Genomic DNA, 15,545 nt, shown 5'->3' on the forward strand with positions numbered 1-15,545 from the left:
ATGATGAATAAAATAATGATTCATTAAACCGGCTATCCGCTGTTGCCTCACCTCCTTCAAAAGTCAAAAATACACAATCATACAAAAATAGACAAAAATAGACATTATGTGCGCAAAAAAAGACCAATGATATAGGATCACTGGTCTCGTCCTACATCAATACTTCGGTAGCTGGCAAGCATGTCCGCTGTTGCGGAGGTAGCCCCTGTAGCTTTGCGTCGCCGGATTTCCCCGGGTTTGCCGTTTCGATATCAATGGATGAAGCATAAAATTGACACATTTACTGATGCGATCGTTGTGGGAAAATGTTCCTAAAACACCGTTTGCCAATAATATAGACTATTTACCATTTGTGGTAAATAAGAAAAAATATTTTAATCCAGAAAAATAGTCAGGAATGCTATGGGGAGGATTGTTTTTCGCAGACATTCACACACCTCATGGGGCTGAATTGCTTATGATGATAAAAAGGCACATAAGCCAAGGAGTGAAACAAAGACCATGATGCATCCCGATACAGAATTGCGCTATATCAACGATGAGATCGGGTACGGTGTGTTTGCGACAAGGTTTATCCCAAAAGGAACGATTGTATGGGCACAGGACAATTTGGACCAGGTATTGGACCCTGCATTTGTGGAAAAACTTGACTCATTACGAAAACAGGACGTGCAAAAATATTCATTCAAGAACCAGTTCGGAAAGTACATTCTTTGTTGGGATAAGGCAAGGTACGTGAACCACAGCTTTCATGCGAATTGTGTGCCGACCATGTATGATATGGAATTGGCTGCACGGGATATTTTTCCGGGCGAAGAGCTGACCGATGATTATGGAACGTTAAATCTGGATGAACCTTTTGATTGTTTGCCCGAGTCCGACACGGATCGCTCCCGTGTAATGCCCGATGACTTGCTTCGGTATTACCCACAGTGGGATCGGATTGCAGCGGAAGCATTCCAACGTTTCAATCATGTTGAACAGCCTTTGTTGCATCTGATTTCCCCGAAGCATCTCGAAACGATTCGAGGGATCACGGAGCAGCGCTTAGCCATTGATTCTGTCATTCATCTGTATTGCAGGCCACAATGGCAAACGAGGCAGCAATGGAAGACGTGAGCGGGTCGGTCAACGACCCGATTTTGTTGAACTCTGGGTAGAGAATCAGTATTATGGAATGTAAAGGTGAAGTGAAAGGTTGATTTCATTGGAAAACAAGGTAGCGGCATCCAATTTTATCCGCAATATCATGATTGATGACTTGCAAGAGGGCAAAGTAAAAGAAATTATTACCCGCTTTCCCCCAGAACCGAACGGGTATCTTCATATTGGACATGCAAAAGCGATCTGTCTCAACTTTGAGTTGGCACGTGAATTTTCCGGCAAGGCCAACCTGCGTTTTGACGACACCAACCCGGTGAAGGAAGACATCGAATACGTTGAGGCCATCAAAAGGGACGTTCAATGGCTTGGCTTCGAATGGGATGGGCTGTTTTTTGCATCTGATTACTTTGAAGAGATGTACAACCGTGCGGTGCTGTTGATTAAAAAAGGTCTGGCTTACGTAGACGATCTGTCTCCCGAAGAAATGCGTAAAATGCGTGGAACATGGACAGAGCCAGGCACAGATAGTCCGTTCCGCAACCGATCTGTGGAGGAAAACCTGGATCTGTTTGCACGGATGCGCCAAGGGGAATTCAAGGACGGAGAAAAGGTGCTGCGTGCGAAAATCGATATGGCTTCTCAGAACTTCAACATGCGTGATCCGGTTCTGTATCGAATCTCCCATGCAACGCATCACAACACGGGCGACAAATGGTGCATCTATCCGATGTACGACTTCGCTCATCCGTTGGAGGATGCCATCGAGGGCGTGACACACTCCCTGTGTTCACTGGAATTCGAAGATCATCGTCCGTTGTACGACTGGGTAGTCCGCGAGTGCGAAATGGAGAGTGTACCACGCCAGTACGAATTTGCCCGCTTGAATCTGACCAACACCGTTATGAGTAAACGCAAGCTGAAACAGCTTGTTGATGAGAATGTAGTAGACGGCTGGGATGACCCGCGCATGCCAACCATCGCAGGCTTCCGTCGTCGCGGCTATACACCGGAAGCGATTCGTACATTCGCTCGTGAAGTAGGGGTAGCGCGCGCTAATAGCACGGTTGACGAGAAAATGCTGGAGTATTTCATCCGTGAGGACCTGAAGCTGAAGGCACCACGTACGATGGCTGTTTTGAATCCGTTGAAGGTCGTCATCACGAACTATCCGGAAGGACAAGTCGAGATGCTCGAAGCGGAGATCAATCCAGAGAACCCAGAGATGGGCAATCGTCAAATTCCGTTCTCCCGCGAAATCTACATTGAGCAGGACGACTTCATGGAAAACCCTCCGAGCAAGTATTTCCGCCTGTTCCCGGGAAATGAAGTGCGTCTGAAGCACGCGTACTTCATTAAATGCAATGACGTCGTGAAGGATGCAGATGGCAACGTGATCGAGATCCATTGCACGTATGACCTTGAGACGAAGAGCGGCAGCGGTTTTACAGGTCGCAAGGTAAAAGGGACGATTCACTGGGTGGATGCGACCAATGCGCTTCCTGCTGAATTCCGTTTGTACGAGCCATTGATTATGGATGATGAAGACGCAGAGGGCACATTCCTCGACAACGTTAACCCGAATTCGTTGGAAGTGCTACAAGGCTATGTGGAGCCAAATATGAAAGAAACCAAGCCACAAGACAAGTATCAATTTTTCCGTCATGGCTATTTCAATGTCGATCCGAAGCATACGACAGATGATAAGCTCGTATTCAACCGGATTGTATCGTTGAAGAGTTCCTTTGAACTGCCAAAAGCATAGGAAATACGCATATAAATCAAGCGCTGCTGTGCATGGAGAACCCGTGTGCAGCAGTGCTTTTTTCTTTCGTGATTATAAATCAACGTGTATAATTATTCTGTTACATAAAGGGGGACAGGTAGTGAACGGGAGAGCAGAACTAACACGTAGTTTGAAGTTGCGACATATTGTCGTAATTGGACTGGGCTACATGGCCCCGATGGCCGTTTTTGACACCTTTGGCATTGTATCTGGAGAAACGGGGGGACACGTTCCTGCTGCTTATGCAGTCACACTTCTTGCGATCCTGTTTACGGCGGCAAGCTACGGAAAGATGGTACGGCTATTCCCTTCAGCAGGGACCGCGTACACGTATACGCAACAAACGATTCATCCCTATGCAGGATTTTTGGTAGGCTGGGCGTCTTTGCTAGATTATTTATTTTTACCGATGATTAACGCCTTGTTGACGGGAGTATACTTATCATCCGTGTTTCCTGACGTGTCGACAGCGTGGTGGATTATTGGTTTCATTGTATTGGTGACGGGGTTAAACGTATTTCGCGTAACGGTAACCGCATCCGTTAACTCGATTCTAGTGCTGTTTCAAGTCGTGGTCGTCGTATTATTTGCGGGATTGGCAATCCGTGGTCTTATGCAAGGTGACGGGCTTGGCCACGTATTCAACCTGCGTCCATTTTTGTCACCGGATATGTCTGTCATTGCACTGCTTTCCGGTGCATCGATTCTTTGCTTTTCCTTCCTTGGCTTTGATGCAGTAACCACGCTAACGGAGGAAACCGTCGATGCGAAAAAGACGATTCCTCGCGGGATTATGCTCGTAGCACTCGCAGGAGGGGCGTTATTTATTACGGCCTCTTATTTCATGCAATCATTATTTCCTGATGTTTCGGTATTGTCTGATCCAGAAGCGGCCTCTGCGGAGATTGCTCTGTTTATCGGTGGGACGATCTTTCAATTGGTGTTTTTGGCGGCAGCGTTGTCTTCGACACTGGCATCCGGACTCGTATCAGTCACGAGCGTGACACGCTTGTTGTACGCAATGGGACGAGATGGATTTTTGCCGCGACGCTGGTTCGGTTATGTACATCCGAAGCTGAGAACCCCTTTGCTTAACGTCTTACTGGTCGGAGCGTTGATGCTGTTCGCTTTGTACATGGATTTGTTAACAGCAACTTCCTTTATTAACTTCGGCGCACTGATCGCTTTTAGCTTTGTGAACATCAGCGTAATGGCGTACTATTTCCGTAAACAAAAGAACAAGCATAGCAAGGATTGGTGGGGCTTCGTGTTGTCTCCACTCATCGGGACAACGTTCATCGCCTTTCTGTGGGTCAACCTCGAAACAACGTCCATGATGCTGGGCTTGCTATGGAGCTTTGTAGGCTTGATCTATTTGTTGTACCTGGTGAAGGTCAAAAAAACCAATTTGGAAATGGTGAAGTTTGAGGAGTAGCATGTGGAAGACAAAGAGCCCTACACCCATTATTGGATGTAGGGCTACTTTTTTGCGGAAGATTAGACTGCTAATCAATTCTCTTCTGTAGGTAAAATCTCTGATGGGAAAGAGGGCAATCCTCGAGTACACCATGTATCTCGTACCCGTGTTTTACATAAAAGTCCTTTGCTTGAAAATCAAAAGTATCTAAATGAATCAAATGAATGCTATACTCCCTAGCTGTGTTTTCAATTTCAAGAAGAAGCTTGCTTCCCAATCCGGTCTTTCTCAAATCATCTCTGACCCATAAAGCATCAATGTACAAACATCTCCAAGAATAGTACACACAGTTTATTCCCGCAATGATAGTGCCATCTTCATCACGAACGTGTTTATTGATTTTTGAAAAAGGAACGGTCAGTTCAAAAGGAACATTCGCTTCATTGTATTCAACTATTCTTTGCTCAATAAAATCAGCGTCATCTTTCGTGCTTTCTCTGACTACATATTGTCCCATGATAACTCCTTTATTTAGTTATCTTGAATATTTGATTAGTTTGACTACTAGTATATCACGAGGGTGTATGGAAGACACCGCCGCACGTGGCTCTCTCTTTTTTATTCATTTAGATTCTCCCTAAGAAAGCAGGGGGAAAGCAAACAGCTCGCAGAGGAAACAGGAGAAATAAGCGAAGATCTTAGGGACACCGACCGAGACGGAATGCAAAAAGCGAAACACGCCCTTAAGCGTCCACCTCTGAAACACATCCTGAACCGGCCACTTTGGACGCGGTTTCGCTTTTTGCATGGAGGCGGGCAGTCAATCCCCAAGCGGGTGGCCCTAGAAGCTGAGCGTTTTCTCCTGTTTTCTCCCCACAACTACAGCCAGAACAAAGGGGTTCTTCTAGACGATCCAGAAAAGAGAGAGTAAACTGGCTACAGGAATATTCCAAACATTAACACTTGACACAAGGAGGAGTTATTCTGATGCTCTCGAATCTGTTCCGGCGGAAGTGGACGACGGTAGATTACGTCCTGATTGTCGTCACTGCCGCGCTCTACGCTGTTGCCATTATTATGCTTGCCAATATCAAGCTCATTCCTTCCGTACCGATCCGTCCGGCCAATGCCCTTCAGCCCGTTTTTGGCATGTTATTCGGCTTGCCGGGATGCATAGGCCTTGCCTTTGGAAATATGGTCAGTGATTTGTTAACCGGAAGCGCACCGCCTCATGCGATCGCGGTCGGTTTCTTTTCTAATTTTATGGGTGGCTTTATCGGGCTAATTGCTGTGAGTCACCCTGCCCTGAAAACAAAACGCAGTGTGCTTCAATACATCGTGTTTGTAGTCATCATCAGCTCGGCAGTAGTAGCATGCGGGATTCTTGTTAACTTTGCACTGGGCTTAACTCCGAAAGAGGTAGTTGCTGTATTCATCCCGACGGTGTTCTTGAACCAAGCCATATCAACGGCAGTTCTGGGACCGATCCTCTTAAAGCTGTTGTACCCATTCGTGAAGCGCTCTGGACTATACCGGGGTCGCCCCTTGCAGGATTTTAACTATCTCGGGAATGAAAGCAGGATCGCAAGGTGAAAACAGAACCATTGCTGCGAGTAAACGGAGTCTATTGGCATTATGAAGAGGGAGCACAGCCTGCGCTAGCGGACATTCATCTGGCGCTCTATCCAGGGGAAGTAGTCGGCGTAGTCGGGCCTGCTGCCGCAGGGAAAACGACGTTGCTTTTGACGATGTCAGGTTTGATTCCAGCTAACTACGGTGGACATTTCGTGGGGAGTGTCGAGTCCAATGGCGAGCAAGGCATCGTCTTTCAGGACCCGGAGTCGCAGTTCATCGGGCTAACCGTCGAAGAGGAGCTTGCCTTCTCGCTTGAGAATGCCGGGTGGTCGGACGAGCGAATCGAAAAAAGAATGGCAGAGGTACTCGATCTGATCGGATTGAACGGCTTTGCTAATCGTTCGCCCCTTGAGCTATCGGGGGGAGAAAAGCAGCGGGTGGCAATTGCATCCGCTCTTTCCCACAGCCCACAGGTACTCATTTTGGATGAGCCTACTTCTGAGCTGGACCCGGTGGGAGCGCGGGAGGTCTTCTCGCTTCTTTCACGTTTGAAGCGAGAAAAAGAAATGACGATTGTGGTATCGTCCCATGCGACAGAAGAGCTCGCAGCCTTTTGCGACCGAATGATTCTGATTGCTGAGGGGAAAATCGTTCTGGACCAGCCAACTCGCCAATTTTTTGACCAAGTGGACGTGTTGGACGAGCATGGCATATTAGTCCCGGATGTCATCCGACTCTATCACATGCTATGCCAGCAAGGCGTCTTGTCGGCGTCCACTGCTGGTGTGCCTCTGACTGTTGAGGAGCTGGCACTCTACTACAAAGAAGCACGGTTCGTTCGGGAGGGTAGCCTGTGAGTGTCGTTATTGAACTTAATGATGTCTGGTATAGCTATGAAAAGGAAAAGCCGGTGCTGCATGGTGTTTCGCTCCAACTGAAACAGGGAGAATTCGTCGCCATCATCGGGGGAAATGGTTCCGGTAAAACGACATTGGCCAAGCATTGTAATGGTCTATACAAGCCAATGCATGGTACCGTCAAAGTGAATGGTCTCGATACCAAGACGATGAGCGTTGCCCAGCTATCGAGAATCGTGGCCTATTGCTATCAAAATCCTGATCATCAAATCTTTCATTCGACCATAAAGGCAGAGGTAGCATTTGGGCCCAAAAACAAGGGCTGGCCGCCTGAAAAAATAGAGCAAGCTGTCGCGGAGGCGTTGGCAGCAGTGGGGTTATCCGACAAGGGTGACGAAGAACCCCATTTCTCGAGCAAAGGCACGCGGCAAAAGATTGCGGTGGCTTCGATCTTGGCGATGAAGCCGCAAGTCATCGTGCTGGACGAACCTACGACCGGTCTCGATTACCGAGGCATGCAAGAAATGATGGAGCTGGTGCGGCATTTACATGCGGAAGGTCATACGATCATCGTCATCACGCATGATATGCGTCTGGTAGCGGAGTATGCCCAGCGAGTGATCGTTATGCATAAAGGAAAGCTGTTATGCGATGGGGACCCAGTGCACGTATTTTCGCAACCACAAGTATTAGCTGCTGCCCAAGTAGAAGCGCCTGCCATTTATCGTTTTGGGAAGGCTGCTGGGATCGACGACCCGATTCCCCTCACGCTGACAGCGATGAAAAAACAGGTGCTGGGAGAGGGGATCTAAGATGAAGGATGCCCATCCGAGCTACACGCTGCTTGTATTCGTGCTGCTAGGCTTGCTCCCTTTTTTATTCCAGGACCCGCGTGCGCTAATTGTTCTGTTGGCGATAAACATCGCACTGATTGCCAAGCTGGGCTGGGAGCGCTCTATGATTAAGGCGTACATATTGGTTGGTGGAATCGGTTCGTGCTTTGCAGTGATTACGTGGCTACCGTTTACCAATGTAGGCACTCCGTACTGGAGCAGCACCATTCCGTTGATCCATTATCCCGTGCAAATCACGGATGTCGGTGTCTTATGGGCATTGGGAATGGGACTTCGACTGGCAAATGTCGCGTTATTGTCCATGTATTATGTGTTTACGACATCGCCCAGAGAAATAGCAATGGGACTTCGCGGGATTGGCGTTCCGTTTTCGATCAGCTATTTGCTCTCGCTCATTTTTCGCTTTATCCCCCTCGTCAAAAATGATTTGGCGATCATTCGGGAAGCGCAGATGGTACGAGGGATGTCGACGAGCGAAGGAAATGTTCCGGAACGCATCAGGAAGTACAGCTACTTGCTCGTACCGCTCATCTTCAACTCACTCAAGCGTGTACAATTGATTGCTAATGCATTGGATGCTAAAGGCTTTCGCATGCGTAACAGTCAGCATCGGTTTTACCGCAGCAAACGCTGGAAAAAAGCAGAAGTACTCACACTAGTGGCTGGTGTATGTATCGTCTCGGCACTGTTTTACATCGCCAGGCTGCATCCAGATCATATTGGCGTGCTGATTCCGGGGCGTATTTAGTGAGGAGGTAGGCAAAATGGACGAAGCATTGTTTTCGCAGGTCAATCGTTTGCAGGTAGAAGAGGGCACGCTGGAGTACGGCGTAACAGGAAAGTCAGATGCACCTGCCTTGCTGCTTTTGCATGGCATTCGCAACACTAAGCTGCTATTTGCGCCCATCCTGCCACGATTGGCAGAGCGATATCGGGTGATTGCGGTAGATATCCGTGGTCACGGGAATTCTGTGAGCGATGGTTCCTTTTCGTTTGAGCGGATTGTAACGGATTTGATTCAACTTTTGGATGCAGAACAGCTTGAACAAGTGACGATTGTCGCAGCGTCCTTTTCTGCTGTGCCTGCCCAGATGCTTGCGATTCGCGAGCCCAAGCGAGTAGCGTCGCTCGTATTGCTGGATGGAGGGTATTATTCCTTGGGAGAAGTGCCTGGATTCAATAGGGAGAAGGTTGTCGAGCGGCTGGCAACCACGCGTTTTTCTTCCGTAGAGGAAGCGGAAAGGCAGTTCGCACAGCGGTATGGTACGAGAGTGATGCCAGAGGGCTGGATGCGAGACGAGCTTTTGAAAAGGGAAGACGACAGCTACGGATACCGTTTGCCGAGGGAAGCTTTCTCCGCTTATTTCAAAGAGTACAGCGTCCATAGCCAACCGGAAATGTTCCAACAGCTGACATGCCCCGTGCTATTACTGCTGGCTGACGACAGCTTATTGTCAAAAGAAGAGCAGCAGTTTCATCATCAGGCAGTCGCCAATTATCAGGGGATTGTGAAGCAGGCCAAGGTAAAAATGATACAGGAAGCTCAACATTTGCTGATGGTAACGCATCCGCAAGAGACCGTGAACGAAATCCAAGATTTTTTATCGAAATAAGGAAGGGACAAGCGAGGATGCTTGTCCCTTTTTCTTTGTTTACCGCTTTGCTTCGCGTATGAGCACGCTCAGCTGTTCGGCCATGGTTTGATTATTTTTGTGATTCTTCATTTGCTTTTTCACTGTTTCTAGCGCTTGGATGCCTTTTTTCGAGTTCACGACCTTCACGGGTGTATCCGTTCCGTAGATACGCTCGATTTGGGTGCGTGCTTGTGCGAATGTGTTCTGATGATCACTCGTACCCAATGTACCTGCGGTTCCGCTCCCTGATTTTGTATGGGCAGCATCATGCCCTCGACTGGAGCTTCCCGAGTAATTGCTGATGAGATGGGACTGCATCGGGTCCATTTGATTGATCGATTGTGTATTGGCAGTAGAAGGGGCCAAGTAGATGGCATCGTTCACGATCAATGCCTGAACGCCGTGAACGCCCGCTGCCTTCAGTTGGGCTTCCAACTTTGTAGAAGGACCGCCTGTGTGCAAGTGTGAGCTGCCCATGGAGCTGTAGAGAGCATTGCCCATTCCGCTATACGTATGGCCGTGCGCGTTTGTCGTGAATTTCTTATCACGATCCACGCTTGGAATAACATTTGCGCCTTTGGGCGTCTGCACGGTGGACTGTGTGTGTGCTGGCGGATGCGGCTTCGTAGGCGGAGCAGCCTGATTCATACAAGCTGTCATTAGAAGTACAGCCCCTAACCCTGCGGTTCCTACCCATGTATGGAAGTGCTTCATCACGATCCCTCCAAGTCTTCCTACCTAGATAAACTTATCCTTTGTTCGCTGCATGAAGTTATGAGTGGAGTATGTTGGAAAAAATTCCGGTGATCACGAGTATCTTGTGGAAAAAATGCACAAACCAAAGGAAGGAAATCACTGGAGGTGGTAGATTTGGCAGATTCAAACAACGTGAAGGAGCAGCCAGTATCCCGAAGGAACTTCTTGAAAAACTCCGGCCTGGTGCTGGGAAGCTTGGTCGTGGGTGGCGTGGCAGGGAGCTTGCTCCGCAAACCAGAACCTCCGGCGCAGCCAGCAGCACCGCCCCCTGCTGCCGATTACAATCAGGCACTCATGTTTTTTACGCCTGAGCAATTTAAGGTAGCGGATGCCGCCTGTGAGCGCATTTATCCTGAGGATGAGCTGGGTCCGGGCGCGAAGGCACTCGGTGCCGCTTATTTTATTGACCACCAGCTAGCGGGTGATTGGGGCTTTAATGCTCGTGAATACATGCAAGCGCCCTTTTTTCCAGGTGAGATCACACAGGGCTATCAAGGCAGGTTGAAACGTAGGGAAATATTCGATATCGGCCTTCAAGAGATGAACAACTACAGTAACAGTACCCATGGAAAACGGTTTTATGAACTCCCGGCGGAGCAGCAGGACGCGGTTTTAAAGGCTTTTGAAACCGATGAAGTAAAATTGACGACCATTTCGGCGAGCACTTTTTTCAATATGCTGCGGGCCAGTACGATCGAAGGCGTTTATGCAGACCCTCTGTACGGAGGTAATAAAAATATGGACGGCTGGAAAATGAAGAATTTCCCAGGTAATCAGATGGCGTATACACAGCTGATCGATAAGCCTGAGTTTGTGAAGATGGCTCCCTTAAGTCTGCGGGATCATCAACAACATTAAGGGGGACTGTACATATGGCCAAAAAGCTGCCCAAGGTTGACGTCGTAATCGTGGGGGTGGGCTGGGGAGGAGGCATTATTGCTTCCGAGCTAACCAAGCAAGGTTTGACAGTAGTGGGCCTAGAGCGAGGCAAGGAGCGGAAAACCGAAGACTACTTCATGGTACACGATGAATTGCGTTACGCTCTTCGTTACGAGATGATGCAAGATTTGTCCAAGGAAACGATTACGTTCCGCAGTAAAATGAACGTTCGCGCGCTTCCCATGCGGTCATACGGTTCCTTTTTGATCGGGACAGGACTCGGGGGAGCTGGTATCCACTGGAACGGACAGACCTTCCGTTTCCTGCCGTATGATTTCGAAATTCGCTCCAAGACGATTGAACGGTATGGGGCAAAGAAAATTCCTGAGGGAATGACGATCCAGGATTGGGGCATTACCTACGATCAATTGGAGCCGTACTTCGATAAGTTTGAAAAGATGGCGGGAATCGCAGGCGAGGAGAATCCATTGGGGGGAAAACGCTCCAGTCCTTATCCGATACCTCCGATGCGTACGACACCGAGTATGAAAATGTTTGCAGATGCGGCGAAGAAGAAAAGCCTGCATCCATACATCCTACCATCTGCAAATCTCTCGCAAGCGTATACCAATCCAGACGGGGTGGCTCGGGCAGCTTGTCAGTACTGCGGCTTCTGTGAAAGGTTTGGTTGCGAGTACGGAGCAAAAGCCGATCCAGTGGTGACGGTGATCCCGGTAGCGAAGAAGACAGGGAAGTTTGAAATTCGCACGCATTCCCATGTCCGCAGAATTTTACATACAGGGAACAAGGCGACAGGCGTCTTGTATACGGATGTCACGACAGGGGAGGAATTCGAACAGCCCGCCGATATTGTGGTGATGACCAGTTATGTATTCAACAACGCGCGAATCTTGCTCATGTCCAAGCTGGGGAAACCGTATGATCCAGCAACAGGAAAAGGCGTAATCGGAAAAAATTATGCCTACCAGGTCATGAGAGGAGGCGCAGTCGGCTTCTTCGACGACAAGGAGTTTAACAATTATGCAGGCGCAGGCTCGTTAGGAATGTGTTTGGATGATTACAACGGTGATAACTTCGATCACTCCGATTTGAAATTTATCCATGGGGCGAATATCGCTGTCACACAAACTGGCTTTCGACCAATCGGCACGAACAAGGTGCCACCGGGAACGCCTAGCTGGGGCAAGGATTTCAAGGCTGCATCGATCAAATACACGAATCGGTTCATATCCGTAGGCGCCCAAGGAGCTTCCATGCCATTTCGACAGCACTTCCTTGATCTGGACCCGACGTACAAGGACGCATTTGGTGATCCATTGATGCGCATTACGTATGATTTCGTCGATCAGGACAGGGAGTTGGCGGCTTTTTGTGCAGATAAGTGCGCAGAAATTGTGAAAGAAATGGGGGCGAACGAGAAACTCGAAATCAACCGCAAGCTCGGACCCTACGATATCACACCATACCAATCGACACACAATACAGGTGGCGTCATCATGGGAGCCTCTCCAGAGACCTCGGCCGTTAACAACTACTTGCAGATGTGGGATGCGGAAAACGTATTTGTCGTCGGGGCTTCTGCCTTTGCACACAATAGCGGCTACAATCCGACAGGAACGATGGGTGCTCTCTCCTATCGAGCGGCAGAAGGCATTTTGAAATACAGGAAAAGCGCGGGCGGCATGCTCGTATAAGCTGTTTTTCTAGTAATGCAAAACATAATTGCAACTATGCGAAAAGTCGTTGGGGCAACTAACGGCTTTTTCTCGTGAATTCGAAAAATATCATTTGCATGATTGCGAATGTCTGCGAGCGCAGAAAGGGAAGAGCGCTGGAATGATGCGGTTTCTTACCTTGGCACGCTCCTTGCTATACCCTTTGGTAACAGCACAAGCAAAAGGGAGAGACGAGAAATGACGACAAACAAGTGGAAGATGGACACCTCCATTATTCATACAGCACAAACGCCTTGCCAAAAAACAGGAGCAGTCGTATCCGCGGTGGTACCTGCCGTGGCCTACGCGTTTCCAGATGCAGACTCCGCAGCGGCGTGCGTGGCTGGGGAGCGGGAAGGAACGTACTACGGAAGATATGGCAACCCTACCATCACCACTTTGGAGCAAAAAATCGCCGCGTTGGAAAATGGCGAAGCTGCCTTGGGTGTAAGCAGTGGGATGGCAGCCATTTCGGGAGCTTTGCTCGCCTTTTTGAAGCAGGGTGATCATGTCGTGTGTACCCGAGATGTGTACGGGGGTAGCTACAAGTTTCTTACGACCATGGCCCCGCGTTATGGCATTGCGACGGACTTCGTCGATTGCACCGATTTGCAGGCAGTCGAGAGCGCTTTTTTGCCAAACACAAAAGTCCTGTACCTCGAAACACCCTCGAACCCGTGCCTGACTGTTTTAGATATCTCGGCGTTGTCACGTTTGGCGCACGCGCATGGCATTGTGGTAATCGTCGACAATACCTTCTTAACGCCATACTTGCAGCGACCGCTTGAGCTAGGGGCGGATGTCGTCGTGCATAGCGCCACCAAATATTTGAACGGACATGGGGATGTCATCGCGGGCTTCATCGTTGGGAAGCAGGAGCATATCCAATTCATGCGCAAAAACGTCATGGGAGACTTGGGACAAAATTTGAATGCTTGGGATGCTTTCTTGATCTTGCGTGGGCTGAAAACACTCGGCTTGCGTGTCAGACAGCATGGGCAAAACGCGCAGGCAGTGGCGGAGTTTTTGGTGCAGCACCCTGCAATCTCGCACGTCTACTACCCTGGTCTGCCTTCCCATCCACAGCATGAGCTGGCTAAACGGCAAATGGCCGGAATGGGCGGGATCGTTTCCTTTGAAGTAAAGGGCGGCTACGAGGCAGCCAAATCTTTCATTAACGCTCTGCACTTGGCTATGATATCGTTTAGTTTAGGAGATCCCGAGACACTGGTACAGCATCCTGCCTCGATGACGCATTCCTCGATTCCTGCCTCTGAGCGAATCAAGTTCAACATTACGGACGGTCTGATTCGTTTATCGACTGGCTTGGAGGATGTGGAGGATATCATCGCGGATTTGGAGCAGGCGCTAGCTAGTCTGCCAATGGCGGCAGTGTCTAGGGGATAAAGGAACGTGAAACTGGAGGATTGGGCATGACAGAGTTTTCCCGGATCGAGGAATTCATTCAATCGTACGCCGACAATATTTCCAAGGTACTGGGACTCGATGTCACCATCCTGGATGAACAAGGGATACGTGTGAGCGGGACCGGCTACTATCAGGAGTTGATTGGATTGCCTGCGCCGGAGGGATCGTTTTTCCGAATGATCCTGCAAACCGGACAGCCGGGAATGATTTTTGACATGAAAAAGAACGAATCGGAGTGTGGCAATTGCAAGTTTTTGCAGCAATGCCGAGAGCTGGCGACGATTGGATTTCCGGTGCACAAACGGGAGAAGACGGTAGGGGTCATCGGAATTATCGGCTTTTCCCCCGAGCAAAAAGAAAAGATGCTGCACCATTCGGAAAAATGGATGCCGTTTTTGCAGCATACGAGTTCCTTGATTGAGCACAAGCTGCTAGAGCTGGATGCGCAACGGGAGAAGAGCTGTAACATTCAAGAGGAAATGCCGCAGGCCTCGGTTCATCCGGTGTATTTCGCCCAGCTGATTGGGGCAGAAACAGGCTTGCGCGATGTGATTGCCAAAGCGAAAAAAGTGACGCACAGTATTTCCACTGTTTTGATCCGGGGAGAGAGCGGAACGGGCAAGGAGCTGTTAGCAAAAGCCATTCACTGCGAGAGTGCGCGCAGCAGACAGCCATTTGTGGCAGTCAATTGCGCGGCTATTCCTGAGACCTTGTTAGAAAGCGAGTTGTTCGGGTACGAAGGTGGCGCATTCACAGGCTCGAGACGCGAAGGGAAGCCGGGGAAATTTGAACTGGCCCACAAGGGGACGATTTTTCTGGATGAAGTAGGCGATATTCCGTTGTCCCTCCAGCCCAAGCTGCTGCGCGTCCTTCAGGAGAAAACAGTAGATCGGGTAGGCGGCGTGAAGACGCTAGGCGTGGATGTACGTGTCATTGCTGCTACACACAGAGATTTGGAGAGCATGGTCAGGGAAGGAACGTTTCGCGAGGATTTGTATTATCGACTCAACGTCATCCCCCTGCGGTTAAAGCCGTTGCGCGAACGCACGGAGGATATCGCGCTTTACTTGCGGCATTTTCTGTATCGATACGGGACGTTGCTGCAAAAAGGTAGACTGGAGCTCGAAGCCCAGCTCGTCCAACGACTACAGGCATACGAGTGGCCGGGGAATATTCGTCAGCTGGAAAATGCCGTCGAGTATATGGTCAACATGGCGGAGGGGCAAGTCATCGGCAACGAGGAGCTTCCTGAGTATTTGCTGTTCGAGGATGAACCGACGACAGTAGGCAGCGATTTGGGATTGGAAAAGCTGGTGGCAGAATATGAACGCTCCATTCTCCAACGATATTTGAATGCAGGCAAGTTTGGACAGGACAAAGCCGCGATTGCCAATGAGCTGCAAATCAGCTTGTCGACTTTGTACCGGAAGATGGAGAAATACGGTTTGGAAAAAGGATAGAGGAAAATAAAAAACCAGCCTGGATTGATCGGAGTTTTTCCGAGGTCTGGGCTGGTTTGTTT

14 protein-coding genes and 1 riboswitch are annotated in these 15,545 nt (G+C 49.2%); of the genes, 12 read left to right on the forward strand and 2 right to left on the reverse strand.

Going from position 1 to position 15,545, the window contains the following annotated elements:
* Positions 1 to 163: 163 nt before the first annotated feature.
* Positions 164 to 252: riboswitch (cyclic di-GMP riboswitch) on the reverse strand.
* Between the two features lie 249 nt (positions 253 to 501).
* From POF51_RS12385 to POF51_RS12395, 3 genes are all read left to right on the forward strand, one after another.
* Positions 502 to 1,119 carry an SET domain-containing protein gene (locus POF51_RS12385; protein WP_069851149.1) on the forward strand — a complete coding sequence of 206 codons (618 nt, stop codon included), beginning with the start codon at positions 502 to 504 and terminating at the stop codon, positions 1,117 to 1,119.
* Between the two features lie 79 nt (positions 1,120 to 1,198).
* Entirely contained in the window at positions 1,199 to 2,866 is a 1,668-nt protein-coding gene (locus POF51_RS12390) for a glutamine--tRNA ligase/YqeY domain fusion protein (protein WP_069851147.1), read from the forward strand.
* 121 nt (positions 2,867 to 2,987) lie between these two features.
* Complete coding sequence (locus POF51_RS12395; RefSeq protein WP_069851145.1) at positions 2,988 to 4,322, forward strand: APC family permease; 1,335 nt, start codon at positions 2,988 to 2,990, stop codon at positions 4,320 to 4,322.
* Between the two features lie 70 nt (positions 4,323 to 4,392).
* Here POF51_RS12395 and POF51_RS12400 read toward each other — a convergent pair whose 3' ends face one another.
* Complete coding sequence (locus POF51_RS12400) at positions 4,393 to 4,821, reverse strand: GNAT family N-acetyltransferase (RefSeq protein WP_069851143.1); 429 nt, start codon at positions 4,819 to 4,821, stop codon at positions 4,393 to 4,395.
* A 470-nt stretch (positions 4,822 to 5,291) separates the two neighbouring features.
* Between POF51_RS12400 and POF51_RS12405 the strand changes: the two genes are divergently transcribed.
* Genes POF51_RS12405 through POF51_RS12425 form a run of 5 tightly spaced genes read left to right on the forward strand, consistent with a single transcriptional unit; the run spans position 5,292 to position 9,203 of the window.
* A complete protein-coding gene (locus tag POF51_RS12405; protein ID WP_069851141.1) occupies positions 5,292 to 5,897 on the forward strand; it encodes a QueT transporter family protein in 606 nt (201 codons plus the stop codon).
* On the forward strand, positions 5,894 to 6,736 hold the full coding sequence (locus POF51_RS12410; protein ID WP_069851139.1) for an energy-coupling factor ABC transporter ATP-binding protein: 843 nt from the start codon (positions 5,894 to 5,896) through the stop codon (positions 6,734 to 6,736). Before POF51_RS12405 ends, POF51_RS12410 begins: the two co-directional genes overlap by 4 nt.
* A complete protein-coding gene (locus POF51_RS12415) occupies positions 6,733 to 7,548 on the forward strand; it encodes an energy-coupling factor ABC transporter ATP-binding protein (RefSeq protein ID WP_069851137.1) in 816 nt (271 codons plus the stop codon). Before POF51_RS12410 ends, POF51_RS12415 begins: the two co-directional genes overlap by 4 nt.
* 1 nt (position 7,549) lies before the next feature.
* Entirely contained in the window at positions 7,550 to 8,338 is a 789-nt protein-coding gene (locus POF51_RS12420; protein ID WP_069851135.1) for an energy-coupling factor transporter transmembrane component T, read from the forward strand.
* 16 nt (positions 8,339 to 8,354) lie between these two features.
* Positions 8,355 to 9,203, forward strand: coding sequence for an alpha/beta fold hydrolase (locus POF51_RS12425; RefSeq protein ID WP_069851133.1), 849 nt, complete (start codon positions 8,355 to 8,357; stop codon positions 9,201 to 9,203).
* 39 nt (positions 9,204 to 9,242) lie between these two features.
* On the opposite strand, the gene POF51_RS12430 is transcribed toward POF51_RS12425, so the two are convergent.
* The gene (locus tag POF51_RS12430) at positions 9,243 to 9,938 is read right to left on the reverse strand and encodes a hypothetical protein (RefSeq protein ID WP_069851131.1); all 696 of its coding nucleotides are present in this window, start codon (positions 9,936 to 9,938) and stop codon (positions 9,243 to 9,245) included.
* 156 nt (positions 9,939 to 10,094) lie between these two features.
* Between POF51_RS12430 and POF51_RS12435 the strand changes: the two genes are divergently transcribed.
* The 4 genes from POF51_RS12435 (at position 10,095) to POF51_RS12450 (ending at position 15,483) form a co-directional block, all read left to right on the forward strand.
* The gene (locus tag POF51_RS12435; RefSeq protein WP_026043398.1) at positions 10,095 to 10,838 is read left to right on the forward strand and encodes a gluconate 2-dehydrogenase subunit 3 family protein; all 744 of its coding nucleotides are present in this window, start codon (positions 10,095 to 10,097) and stop codon (positions 10,836 to 10,838) included.
* Positions 10,839 to 10,852: 14 nt separating this feature from the next.
* On the forward strand, positions 10,853 to 12,574 hold the full coding sequence (locus tag POF51_RS12440) for a GMC family oxidoreductase (RefSeq protein WP_017252447.1): 1,722 nt from the start codon (positions 10,853 to 10,855) through the stop codon (positions 12,572 to 12,574).
* A 219-nt stretch (positions 12,575 to 12,793) separates the two neighbouring features.
* Positions 12,794 to 14,002 carry a trans-sulfuration enzyme family protein gene (locus POF51_RS12445; RefSeq protein WP_069851129.1) on the forward strand — a complete coding sequence of 403 codons (1,209 nt, stop codon included), beginning with the start codon at positions 12,794 to 12,796 and terminating at the stop codon, positions 14,000 to 14,002.
* Between the two features lie 26 nt (positions 14,003 to 14,028).
* Complete coding sequence (locus tag POF51_RS12450) at positions 14,029 to 15,483, forward strand: sigma-54 interaction domain-containing protein (protein ID WP_069851127.1); 1,455 nt, start codon at positions 14,029 to 14,031, stop codon at positions 15,481 to 15,483.
* The last annotated feature ends 62 nt before the right edge of the window (positions 15,484 to 15,545 follow it).

The sequence above is a fragment of the Brevibacillus sp. AG genome (assembly GCF_028369215.1).
Classification (GTDB): domain Bacteria; phylum Bacillota; class Bacilli; order Brevibacillales; family Brevibacillaceae; genus Brevibacillus; species Brevibacillus porteri.